This window comes from Streptomyces sp. NPDC023723 (assembly GCF_040639815.1).
Classification (GTDB): Bacteria; Actinomycetota; Actinomycetes; order Streptomycetales; family Streptomycetaceae; genus Streptomyces.
The window spans coordinates 26,197-37,269 of the sequence record NZ_JBFAAP010000064.1 but is presented as its reverse complement, the minus strand read 5'-3'; the positions used below and the strand labels follow the sequence as shown (position 1 = coordinate 37,269).

At 73.5% G+C, this 11,073-nt stretch carries 13 protein-coding genes and 1 pseudogene; 5 read left to right on the top strand and 9 right to left on the bottom strand.

Features of this window, described 5'->3' with window-relative positions; genetic code table 11:
• From AB0G32_RS35665 to AB0G32_RS35650, 4 genes are all read right to left on the bottom strand, one after another.
• A partial coding sequence (locus AB0G32_RS35665) for a phosphoadenosine phosphosulfate reductase family protein (RefSeq protein ID WP_361173388.1) occupies positions 1–416 on the bottom strand: 416 nt, incomplete at its 3' end.
• Complete coding sequence (gene cysC / locus AB0G32_RS35660) at positions 413–964, bottom strand: adenylyl-sulfate kinase (protein ID WP_361173385.1); 552 nt, start codon at positions 962–964, stop codon at positions 413–415. The genes cysC and AB0G32_RS35665, both read right to left, overlap by 4 nt.
• 136 nt (positions 965–1,100) lie before the next feature.
• On the bottom strand, positions 1,101–1,913 hold the full coding sequence (locus AB0G32_RS35655) for a PaaX family transcriptional regulator C-terminal domain-containing protein (RefSeq protein WP_361173382.1): 813 nt from the start codon (positions 1,911–1,913) through the stop codon (positions 1,101–1,103).
• A 15-nt stretch (positions 1,914–1,928) separates the two neighbouring features.
• Complete coding sequence (locus tag AB0G32_RS35650) at positions 1,929–3,539, bottom strand: AMP-binding protein (RefSeq protein ID WP_361173379.1); 1,611 nt, start codon at positions 3,537–3,539, stop codon at positions 1,929–1,931.
• A gap of 137 nt (positions 3,540–3,676) precedes the next feature.
• Between AB0G32_RS35650 and AB0G32_RS35645 the strand changes: the two genes are divergently transcribed.
• Positions 3,677–4,810, top strand: coding sequence for an acyl-CoA dehydrogenase family protein (locus tag AB0G32_RS35645; RefSeq protein ID WP_361173376.1), 1,134 nt, complete (start codon positions 3,677–3,679; stop codon positions 4,808–4,810).
• Positions 4,807–5,205, top strand: a complete 399-nt coding sequence (locus AB0G32_RS35640; RefSeq protein WP_361173373.1) for a RidA family protein — start codon at positions 4,807–4,809, stop codon at positions 5,203–5,205. Before AB0G32_RS35645 ends, AB0G32_RS35640 begins: the two co-directional genes overlap by 4 nt.
• Before the next feature lie 4 nt (positions 5,206–5,209).
• Here the strand turns inward: AB0G32_RS35640 and AB0G32_RS35635 are convergent, their stop codons facing one another.
• Positions 5,210–5,404 carry a DUF5999 family protein gene (locus AB0G32_RS35635; RefSeq protein ID WP_361173370.1) on the bottom strand — a complete coding sequence of 65 codons (195 nt, stop codon included), beginning with the start codon at positions 5,402–5,404 and terminating at the stop codon, positions 5,210–5,212.
• Between the two features lie 213 nt (positions 5,405–5,617).
• Between AB0G32_RS35635 and AB0G32_RS35630 the strand changes: the two genes are divergently transcribed.
• Positions 5,618–6,091, top strand: a complete 474-nt coding sequence (locus AB0G32_RS35630) for a DUF6299 family protein (protein ID WP_361173367.1) — start codon at positions 5,618–5,620, stop codon at positions 6,089–6,091.
• Here the strand turns inward: AB0G32_RS35630 and AB0G32_RS35625 are convergent.
• Entirely contained in the window at positions 6,072–6,743 is a 672-nt protein-coding gene (locus AB0G32_RS35625) for a DUF1707 domain-containing protein (RefSeq protein ID WP_361173364.1), read from the bottom strand. The two genes, AB0G32_RS35630 and AB0G32_RS35625, sit on opposite strands and share 20 nt — an antisense overlap.
• Positions 6,744–6,907: 164 nt before the next feature.
• Positions 6,908–7,513, bottom strand: coding sequence for a TetR/AcrR family transcriptional regulator (locus AB0G32_RS35620; protein ID WP_361173361.1), 606 nt, complete (start codon positions 7,511–7,513; stop codon positions 6,908–6,910).
• A gap of 94 nt (positions 7,514–7,607) precedes the next feature.
• Here AB0G32_RS35620 and AB0G32_RS35615 point away from each other — a divergent pair, with 94 nt between their 5' ends.
• Together AB0G32_RS35615 and AB0G32_RS35610 are read left to right on the top strand one after the other, a co-directional pair.
• Positions 7,608–8,024 carry an ester cyclase gene (locus tag AB0G32_RS35615; RefSeq protein ID WP_361173358.1) on the top strand — a complete coding sequence of 139 codons (417 nt, stop codon included), beginning with the start codon at positions 7,608–7,610 and terminating at the stop codon, positions 8,022–8,024.
• On the top strand, positions 8,021–8,707 hold the full coding sequence (locus AB0G32_RS35610; protein WP_361173355.1) for an SDR family NAD(P)-dependent oxidoreductase: 687 nt from the start codon (positions 8,021–8,023) through the stop codon (positions 8,705–8,707). Before AB0G32_RS35615 ends, AB0G32_RS35610 begins: the two co-directional genes overlap by 4 nt.
• A 150-nt stretch (positions 8,708–8,857) precedes the next feature.
• On the opposite strand, the pseudogene AB0G32_RS35605 reads toward AB0G32_RS35610, so the two are convergent.
• Positions 8,858–9,202 (bottom strand): annotated as a pseudogene (locus tag AB0G32_RS35605) (pyridoxal-dependent decarboxylase); the annotation flags it as partial.
• Positions 9,203–9,889: 687 nt separating this feature from the next.
• The gene (locus tag AB0G32_RS35600; protein WP_361173352.1) at positions 9,890–11,065 is read right to left on the bottom strand and encodes an RICIN domain-containing protein; all 1,176 of its coding nucleotides are present in this window, start codon (positions 11,063–11,065) and stop codon (positions 9,890–9,892) included.
• Positions 11,066–11,073: the final 8 nt, after the last annotated feature.

Sequence of the window (11,073 nt, the reverse complement as noted above, 5' to 3'; positions counted from 1 at the left end):
TTCTCCTCGTCGCGGCGTCCGCCGCCGAAGACGGCGTCGAACTTCTCGGTCTGGATCTTCTCGGTGAGCGGCACGGTCTGCAGCGGGTTGCGGGTTCCGTCCGGCCGTTCCTTGAGTACGCCGCGGTCGATGTAGTCCTGCACGGAGGCGATGTGCAGCCGCAGTCCGTGGCGGGCGACGGTGCGGTCGCGGTATTCGAGTACTTCGGGGAAGTTGTGCCCGGTGTCCACGTGCAGGAGGGAGAAGGGGACGGGGGCGGGGGTGAAGGCTTTCAGCGCCAGGTGGAGCATGACGATGGAGTCCTTGCCGCCGGAGAAGAGGATCACCGGCCGTTCGAACTCGCCCGCGACCTCGCGGAAGATGTGCACCGCCTCGGACTCCAGCGCGTCCAGGTGCGAGAGGGCGAAGTCGTTCACAGCAGCCCCCGCTCCGCCAGCACCGCGTACACGGTGTCGGCCGACTCGCCCGGCGTCTGCTCCTGGGTGCGCAGCACCAGCGCCGGGTCGGCGGGCGGCTCGTAGGGGTCGTCGACCCCGGTGAGCCCGGTCAGCTCGCCCGCCGCCTGCTGGGCGTAGAGCCCCTTGACGTCGCGCTCGCTGCACACCTCGACCGGCGTGGCGACATGCACCTCGATGTACGGGGTCCCGCTCTTCTCGTGCCGCTCGCGGACCGCCTCGCGGCTGTCGGCGTACGGGGCGATCACGGGGACGACGGAGAGCACGCCGTTGCGGGCGAGTACCTCGGAGACCAGACCGATGCGCTGCACATTGGTGTTGCGGTCCGCGCGGGAGAAGCCGAGGCCCGCCGAGAGGAAGCGGCGGATCTCGTCGCCGTCGAGCACCTCCACCCGGCGGCCCTCCGCCTTCAGCCGGTCACCGAGCAGCCGGGCGATGGTCGTCTTGCCCGCGCTCGGCAGCCCGGTGAGCCAGACGGTGGCTCCCAGCGGTCTTGCCGTGGTGGTCATGCGCAACAGTCCTCTTCTCGTTCCTTGCCCCCGTGACGACCTCACGGACGGTAGGTAAGAAACTTGAGAGGAGGCACAGAGAAACCTGAGGGTTGCGTGAGTGACGCGTGTTGTGCGCGAGGTCACAGCCCCGCTGTCACAGGCCGGCGAAGACCGAGCCCGCGTCCCGCAGCCGTTCGTGCAGGGCCCGGAACACGGCGGCCGAGCGGGCGCCCGGCCAGTCGTCCGGCAGCAGCCGGGCCGGCAGCCCGGGGTCCGCGTAGGGCAGCCGGCGCCAGGAGTCCAGGGCGAGCAGGTAGTCGCGGTAGGCGTCCTCGGGCGGGGTGTCCGGGCGGCCCTCCCAGGCGCGCAGGACGCGCGCGTGCCGGTCGAGGAACGCCTCGTGCTCCTTGGCGACGGCGGCCAGGTCCCACCAGCGGCCCACCGCCTCGGCGGTCGGCGCGAACCCGAGGTGCTCGCCGCGGAAGAAGTCCACATAGGCGTCCAGCCGCAGCCGGCCCAGCACGTGCCGGGTCTCCGCGTGCAGGCGGGCCGGGGCGATCCACACCCCCGGGGCGGCGGTGCCGAAACCGAGGCCGGCCAGCCGGGAGCGGAGTATGTGCCGTTTCTGCCGTTCCGACTCCGGGACCGAGAACACGGCGAGCACCCAGCCCTCGTCGGCCGGCGGATCGGTGGCGTAGATGCGCCGGTCGCCGTCGTCGAGGAGCTGGCGGGCCTCGTCGGACAGTTCGTATCCGGCCGCGCCCCGGGCGGTGCGGGCGGGCAGCAGCAGGCCGCGCCGTTTGAGCCGGGACACCGACGAGCGCACGGACGGCGCGTCCACTCCGACCGCCGCGAGCAGTCTGATCAGCTCGGCCACCGGGACCGGGCCCGGCGCGAAGCGGCCGTACGCGCCGTAGAGCGTGACGATGAGGGACCGTGGTGCATGCTGGTCGGACACGTTGATCATCTTAGGTCGTCGGCATCACTGCCGGTCACCTGTGGTTTCCCTGGTCTCCAACAGCCGGAACCGCTGGAGTTTCCCGGTCGCCGTGCGCGGCAGCGCGGTACGGAACACGATCTCGCGCGGACACTTGTACGGCGCCAGCTCGGCCCGCACGAAGCCGCGCAGCGCCTCGGCGTCCCGCTCGGCGCCCTCCTTCAGTACGGCGTAGGCGACCACGCTCTGCCCGCGCTCCGGGTCCGGCCGCCCCACCACCGCCGCCTCGACCACGTCGGGATGGCGCAGCAGCGCGTCCTCCACCTCCGGGCCCGCGATGTTGTACCCGGCCGAGACGATCATGTCGTCGGCGCGGGCCACGTACCGGAACCGGCCGTCCGGCTCGCGGACATAGGTGTCCCCGGTGATGTTCCAGCCGCCGCGCACGTACTCCCGCTGCCGCGGATCGGCGAGATACCGGCAGCCGACCGGCCCGCGCACCGCGAGCAGTCCGGGCTCCCCGTCGGGCACCGGCGTGCCGTGCGCGTCCTGCACCTCGGCCTGCCAGCCCGGCACCGGGACGCCGGTGGTGCCGGGCCGGATCTGCTCGTCGGCGGCGGAGACGAAGATGTGCAGCAGCTCGGTGGCGCCGATGCCGTTGATGAGACGCAGACCGGTGCGCTCGTGCCAGGCGTGCCAGGTGGCGGCGGGCAGGTTCTCCCCGGCGGAGACGCAGCGCCGCAGCGACGACACGTCGTGGGCGTCCAGTTCGGCGAGCATCGCGCGGTAGGCGGTCGGCGCGGTGAACAGGACGGACACCCGGTGCTCGGCGATCGCCGGCAGCAGTTCCCGGGGCCCGGCCCGCTCCAGCAGCAGGGAGCAGGCCCCGGCCCGCAGCGGGAAGACCACCAGCCCGCCCAGCCCGAAGGTGAAGCCGAGCGGCGGGCTGCCGGTGAAGAGGTCGTCCGCGCGGGGCCGCAGCACGTGCCGGGAGAAGGTGTCGGCGATCGCGAGCAGGTCCCGGTGCAGATGCATGCACCCCTTGGGGCGCCCGGTGGTGCCCGAGGTGAACGCGATCAGCGCCACGTCGTCGGCGGCGGTGTCCACGGCCGGGTACGGCGTCCCGGGCGCCGGACGGTTCAGCAGGTCGTCGGGGGCGGCGCCGCCGTACGTCGCGATCCGCAGCCCCGGGATCTCCGCCCCGGCGAGATCCTCCACCGAGCGCACGTCGCACAGCGCGTGCCGCACCCGGGCGAGGCCGCACATCTGGCGCAGCTCGGCCGGCCGCTGCTGGGCGAGCACGGTGACCGCTATCCCGCCCGCCTTGAGCACCGCCAGCCAGCAGGCGGCCAGCCATGGGGTGGTCGGGCCGCGCAGCAGCACCCGGTTGCCGGGGACCACCCCGAGATCGCCGGTGAGGAGATGCGCGAGCCGGTCCACGCCGGCGCGCAGCTCGGCGTAGCTCCACCTGGCGCCGCCGGCGGTACGGAAGACCGGGCGGCGGGCAACGCCGCCGCCGAGCAGTTCGACGGCCGCGTTCAGCCGGTCCGGGTAGCGCAGTTCCGGCAGGTCGAAGCGGAGGCCGGGCCACTGGTCGGGCGGCGGCAGCCGGTCGCGGGCGAAGGTGTCGACGTGGGCGGTGCCCCGGGGATTCATGACGGTGCGCCCCCTGCTCGTGGTGCGCCCCCTGCTCGTGGTGGGCTCGCGTCCTCGCAGCGTAGCGCTACGGTGACGATGGTCAATACACCGCGATAACCTGTGTGCCACGGGGCCGGCAGACAAGGGGACCGCCGATGACGGCATTCGCGCTCGCACCCGAACAGTCCGCCTGGTGCGCCCGGTTGCGCGCCCTGGCCGCCGAGCGGCTGCGCCCGCTGGCCGACCGGGGCGTCCCCGGCCGGGTCAACCGTCCACTGGTCGCCGCCCTCGGCAGCCACGGCCTGCTGCCGCGCCTGTTCACCTCCCCGGCCCTCGACCTGTGCCTGATGCGCGAGTCCCTCGCCCACGCCTGCACGGAGGCGGAGACCGCGCTCGCCCTCCAGGGCCTGGGCGGCCACCCGGTGCACGCGCACGGCACCGAGGCGCAGCGCGCCCGCTGGCTGCCCCGGGTCGCCGACGGCACCGCGGTGGCCGCCTTCGCCCTCACCGAACCGGGCGCCGGCTCGGACGCGGCGGCCCTGTCGCTGGCGGCCGACCGGGACGGCGGGACCGGCTGGCGGCTCACCGGCGAGAAGTGCTGGATCTCCAACGCCCCCGAGGCCGACCTCTACACCGTCTTCGCCCGGACCACGCCCGGCGCCGGCGCCCGCGGGGTCACCGCCTTCCTGGTCCCCGCCGACCGCCCCGGCCTGACCGGCACCGCCCTGGAACTGCTCGCCCCGCACCCCGTCGGCACCCTCGCCTTCGACGGCGTACCCGTCACCGCCGCCGACGTACTGGGCGAGCCCGACCGCGGCTTCCGGGTCGCGATGGACACCCTGAACCGGTTCCGCCCCAGCGTCGGCGCCTTCGCCGTCGGCATGGCCCAGGCCGCCCTGGACGCCACCCTCGCCCACACCCGCGCCCGCGCCGCGTTCGGCGGTCCGCTCGCCGACCTCCAGGCCGTCTCCCACCAGGTCGCCGAGATGGCGGTCCGCACCGAGGCGGCCCGCCTGATGGTGTACGCGGCGGCGATGGCGTACGACGCGGGCGCGCCGGACGTCCGCACCCGCGCCGCGATGGCCAAACTGCTGGCCACGGAGAGCGCCCAGTACGTCGTCGACCGCGCCGTCCAACTGCACGGCGCCCGCGCCCTGCGCCGCGGCCACCTGCTGGAACACCTCTACCGAGAGGTGCGCGCGCCACGGATCTACGAGGGCGCCAGCGAGGTCCAACGCGGCATCGTCGCGGCGGAGTTGTACGCGAAGGCCGAGGCGGGGCGCGGATGAGCGCCGAGCGCGTGAACCCGCCGGAGCTCGCTCCGCCCGCCGGTTTCTCGCACGCCGTGGTCGCCACCGGCGGCCGCGTGGTCTTCCTGGCCGGCCAGACCGCGCTGGACGCGGAGGGGCACGTGACGGGGGAGACCCTGCCCGCCCAGTTCGAGCGGGCCCTGGTGAATCTCCTGACGGCGCTGCGCGCGGCCGGCGGCACCCCCGCCGACCTGGCCCGGGTCACCGTCTACGCCACCGATGTCGCCGCCTACCGCGCCGAGGCCGCCGTACTGGGCCGGATCTGGCGGGCCCGGGCGGGCCGGCACTACCCGGCGATGGCCGTGGTCGAGGTGGGCCGGCTGTGGGACGAGACGGCACTGGTGGAACTGGACGGCTTCGCGGTCCTGCGGTAGCCGGTCAGGCCGCCATCGTGAGCCGCCCGGCGGGCACCCGGCACGGGTCCACGGCCCGCCCGTCGGGGAGCAGTTCACCGGTGTCGTCGAAGACGATGGTGCCGTCGCACAGCAGCTTCCAGCCCTGTTCGGGATGGGCTGCGACGACGTGCACGGGGAGCGTGTCGGGGCCGGGGCACGAGGACCGGTGGGAACACATGGCGCACCTCCGCGTCGGATACGGGCCTTGCCCGCCTACCTATGGGAGACGATGCCCGCGCCCCTGATGCACCGGAACCGGCGGCGGCCGACCGTGACAACACCCGGACACGGACGGCACGGTCCGGCAACGCGCCACCGAAGGGGTGACGGTCACGCCGCGCGCGGCACCGGGCGGGTACGAGTGGAAACCCCCACTCCTCAGGAGGTCCCCGTGCCCGTGCAGTCCGTGAAGGTTTTGAAGTCCTCGCTGGCCGGCGCCGTACTGTTGCTGCTGGTCGCCGCACCGGCCGCCCAGGCCGCTACCGCCCCCTCCGCCACCCCCGCCTCCGCCGTCTCCGGGTCGGTGACAGTCGACCCGGCCGGCCGCATCGCCCCCGACGGCACCGTCACCCTCTCCGGCACCTACCGGTGCGACGCCGGCGGCCCCGTCTTCGTCAGTTCCTCGGTGAGCCAGGACGCCGGTGCCGTACGGCACGGCATCGGCGGTACCCGCGCGGTCTGCGACGGACTGGAACACCCCTGGGTCAACTCCGCCAGACCCGCCGCGGGCCCCGCCGGGGAGACCCTGAAGCCGGGACCGGCCCAGGTCGAGGCCACCCTGATGGAACTGCGCCCGCTCAGCGGCCTCCCGCTGCCCGCCTTCCACGCCCGGCAGGCGCGGGAGGTCACCCTGGTCCAGGGCTGAGCGGTGCCGGCCTGCGCAGCAACCACCGCCAGAGCGACCGCCGCGCAGGCCGTACCACCACGCGGCCGAAGGTCTTCAGGCCGACCAGTTCCACGCGCAGGGCGGGCGGCGCATCGGCGTGGGCCGGGGCCCGGCGGTACTTGACCCTGCTGTGCAGCAGTTGCAGGCCGTCGGTGTCGATCACGATGCCCGGCCGGGTGATCAGCTTCAGGGTCTTGCCCGTCATGCCCACCTCGATCCGGAGGGTGTCGTGGGTGATCACCGCGTCGGTGAAGTCGAGCTTCGCCCCGCAGAACGTCAGCGCCAGCTCCAGCCTGCGCGGCACCACCCAGCGCCCCGTGCGCACCACCGGGCCGCTGTGCACCTGTTCGAACCGGACCACGTCCTTGGCCTCGGGGACGGTGGCGCCGGCCGTCGCCGACACGGGCGGCAGGTCGGCGGTGAGCCCGGCCAGTTCGCTCCGGGTCCGCGCCGACAGGGCGGTTTCCAGGCGTTCGTCCAGCTCGTCCGCGGTCAGCAGACCGTCCCCCGCCGCGATCCGCAGCACGTCCACCACCCGGTCCCGGTCCGCGTGCGAGGCCCGCAACTCGGGCGACCCGGGCGGTGATCCGGGGTCGGAACGTTTCCCGGTGGGTGAGACATCTCCCGACATGCTTCCGTCCTGGTCCCGTCGAACGTCTGTGTCTGCGTCTGTCTCTACGTCTACGTCTGCGTCTGCGTCTCCGTGCGGCGCGGGGTGCGGCGCCAGGAGCAGACTAACGCTGTAACGCGACATCGGGCAGGCGGCGGGACGCGGTCGCGCCGCCAACGGCGGGGTCACAGTGGCCAGTTGCGCAGGATGGCGTCGGTCATCTCCTGGAGCTCGTCGCGGCCGACCCCGCTCGCGGCCTGCACGGCGATGCCGTGGGCGACGGTGGTGAGGTGGCGGGCCAGCAGCCCGGGGTCGGTCTCCGGGGGCAGGTCGCCCTCGTCGACGGCGCGCCGGAACCGGTCCCGGACCCGCGCGTAGCCGTCCTGCCGCCAGGCGACGAGGAGTTCGCAGACCTCCTGCCCGGCGTCACTGGTGGCCAGGGCGCTCTGGACGCCCAGGCAGCCGTGCGGCCGGGCCGGGCGGGTGGTGGTGCGCACGACGCCGGCCAGCACCGCGGTGGCGACACCGTGCGCGGTCGGCTCCTCCAGGGCCCGGGCCAGGTACGCGCTCGGACCCTCGGTATAGCGCTCCAGGACCTTGCGGAACAGCATCTCCTTGTTGCCGAAGGCCGCGTACATGCTGGTGGTGGAGATGCCCATCGCCCGCGTCAGGGCGGCCGTACTGGCCCCCTCGTAGCCGTGCTGCCAGAAGACCAGCATGGCGCGCTCGAGAGCCTCGTCCGGGTCGAATCCGCGCGGCCGGCCGATCGGACCGCTCTGTTTCGTCTCCACCCCCGCAGCCTACCTCTTCCGCAGCGATCGCTTCAGAAGTGCTAACGTTCGACTTCCGCAGCGATCGCTACAAAACTCTGAGGGGGCTGCCCACGTGGACCTTCCTGACGGACAGCACGACCACGACATGCGCGCGTTCTATCTGCGCTACCTCGCCGCGCTCAACGCCCACGAGTTCGACGGCATGGACGAGTTCATCGCCGACCGGACCACCCTCAACGGCGAACCGGCCACCCGGGAGGACCTGCTCGCGGTCCAGCGGCACGACGTGGCCGCGGTCCCGGACCTGCACTGGGAGCTCAAGGAGATGCTCTTCGACGGTGACCGGCTGGCCGTGCGCGCGGTCAACACCGGCACACCGGTGCGGGAATGGCTCGGCGTGGCCCCCTCCGGTGCCTCGTTCGAGATCACCGAATACGCCATCTACCAGATCCGCGACGGCCGGTTCATCCACATGACCGCCCTGCACGACGCCGGTGAGCTTCGCCGGCAGCTGGAAGGACACGCATGACCATCACACTGATCACCGGGGCCAACAAGGGCATCGGCTACGAGACCGCCAGACAGCTCCTGGCCCTCGGCCATGTCGTCTACGTCGGCGCGCGCGACGCCGAGCGGGGCGCGAAGGCCGCGGCGGAACTCGGCGCCCGCTCCGTGCGGCTCGACGTGACCGACGACGCCTCGGTGCGCGACGCGCTGGCGGAGATCGACTCGGCCGAGGGCCGGCTCGATGTCCTGGTCAACAACGCCGGCGTGCTGGGCCACGGAGCCATGGACGGCCCCACCGCGCTCAAGACCTTCGACACCAACGCGGTCGGTGTCGTACGCGTCACCGAAGCGGCGCTCCCCCTGCTGCGCAGGTCCGCGAACCCGACCGTGGTCACCGTCTCCAGCAGCGCCGGGTCCTTCTGGGCCGTCACCAACCCGGACCGGCCGGAGTACAGCCTGCCGCTGGCGCTCTACTCCGCGTCCAAGGCCGCGGCCACCATGCTCACGGTCCAGTACGCCAAGTCCCAGCCGGGCATCAGGTTCAACGCGGTCGAGCCCGGCACCACCGCGACCGACCTGACCGCGGCCTTCGGGGTCGGCCGGACGCCCGAGGAGAGCGCCCGGGTCGTGGTACGCCTCGCCACCCTCGGCCCGGACGGCCCGACCGGGACCTTCCAGGACGAGCACGGGGAGGTGTCCTGGTAGCCGGCGCTCAACCCGGCGCACCGGGCAGCGCCCGGTGGCGTTGATCCGGTGCAGCAGCGCCGGCTGCGCGGCGTCGTCGCCGTCGCGCAGCCGGAAGGCGTCCGTGCCGTGCAGGTGCAGTGGGAACCAGAGACGCAGCGCCCGGTACTCGCGGCTGAGTTCGGGTCCCAGGTCGTTGTAGGCGGGCAGGGCGCCGTCCTCGCCCAGGTCGGTCAGGTAGTCGCCGCGGCGGGCGAAGGTGTGGCGCAGCGCGTCGGGGTGCCGGCACAACAGCAGGCCGGTGCCGAAAGGCAGGAACAGGCTCTTGGGCGGGTCGACCGCGATGGAGTCGGCCCGTTCGAGGCCGGCCATGCGGGTGCGGCCGCGGTCGGTGAGCTGGAAGCCGCCGCCGTAAACGGCGTCCGCGTGGAACCACAGGCCGTCCCGCGCGGCCGGCGCGGCGACTTCGTCCAGCGGGTCGACGGTGCCGGTGTCGGTGGTGCCCGCGGTGCCCATCAGCAGGAACGGCGTCAGACCGGGACGCCGGTCCGCCTCCACCGCTCGGCGGCAGCCGGTACGTCCATCCGCCCGCGGTCGGTGGCCGGCACCACGTGCGGGGCGCCGTCCGGCAGCCCGGCCGTGTGCAGGGCCTTGCTCAGGCAGTGGTGGGCGTGCTCGGTGGCGTACGCCCGGGCGTCGCGCAGGTGACACGGTTGTAGGCCGCGGCGACCATCTCGGCCACTGCCGAGCTGGCCAGGCCCATGGTGGGAAGTAGGCGAGGAAGGCGGGCGAGCGGTCCTCCACACAGGCCCGCGCCGCCGCGGCGAACCGGTCCAGCAGCACTGCGGCGGACGGCGCGGCGGATCGTCCTCCATCCACTGCGGCGAAGGCCCGAGCGCGGCGACGTCCGGCCGGGCCGGCGACGCGGAGCCGGACGGAGGCACTGATTGCCCGGCCCGGCGGGCAGGACCGTCCCGACTCGGCTGGCTGCGGCACGACCGGGATGCGGGGGACCGGCCGACCGCACCGTCCGGACCCGGGCGCCGCGGTTACCGCTGACTGTTCCATCGTGCTTCCCGCCCGTCCGCACGATCCGCGACCGGAGGCTCCCGGCCACGTGCGACAGTGGCAGAGAGGGCGGGCAGGCGACGGCAGGACGACCGGAACGCCACTCGTACCGCGCATTCCTCGTATGAGCGGCGATCAGCGGGTGCTCCACTTCTGGTTGTCCTGGCCGTTGCAGTCCCAGAGCTGCAAGGGGGTGCCGGCGGCGGTGTTCGCGTCCTGGACGTCGACGCACTTGTTGGACTGCGGGTTGACCAGGTCGTTGCCCTCGCTCAGCACGAACTGCTGGGCCGGGTTGCCGCTGCACCAGGCGATCTGGATCACCGCGCCGTTGTCGTGGGAGCCCCAGGCCACGTCCATGCACAGGCCCATCGAGCGGATCGTGCCGTCGGAGCGGAAGTCCCACTTCTGGTAGTCCTTGCCGTTGCAGTCGGCGATCCGCAGGGGTGAGCCGTCCGAGCCCTTGTGGGACGCCATCTCGATGCAGCGGTTGGAGGCGTGGCTGTAGAGCGTGGTACCGGGAGCCGTCGTCACCGTCGCCGTGACGGTCGGCTTGGCGGCGCTCTTCTTCGACGTGGACGACTTCTTCCCGGCGGCCTTCTTCGTCGCCTCGGGAGCCTCCTTCGTGCTCTCCGCCACCGCGCCCGCGCCCGCTGCCGCCGCGCCCGCCCCCGACTTGCCCTTGCCGTCGTCCCCGTCACCCTTGCTGCCGCTCGGGGAGGGGGAGGCGGAGGACGGGTCGGGGGCCGCCGTGCCGTAGGCGCCCGTGCCGGAGTCCTGAGCCGTGCCGTCCAGCACCGTGCCCGCGTTGGCCGCCTTGTCCGTCGAGCCGCCGCCGGCCGAGCCCGACCGGTCCAGCACGCCCGTCACCAGGAACGGCACCCCGATCAGCAGCGCCCCCGCGATCGCCGCGCCCGCCAGCAGGCCGCGGGAGGGGCGGCCGAAGGGGCGGGGGGCGGTGGCCTTTTCCTCGGCGGCGGCCGTGGTGGTGGTGGCTTCGGTTGTACTGGTGGCTTCGGTCGTGCTGGTGGCTTCGGTCGTGGCGGTGGCCTGCGGCCCGGCCGCTTCCGCCGCGGTCGCGGCTTCGGGTTCCTCCGGTTCGGCCGCGGTGGCGGCCTGTTGCTCGGCTCCGGCTCCGGCTCCGGTTCCGGTTCCGGTGGAGGCGGACGGTGCCGCCTCCTCCTTGGTCTCCTTGCTCTCCTTGCTCTCCTTCGTCTCCGGCGTCGCCGGCAGCGTCTCCTCCGACGCGGCCTCGGTCGCCGGCGGGGCCGCCTGAGCCGCGGCCTCGTGCTGCGGGTTGTTCTTGCCGGACATGGTGTTCC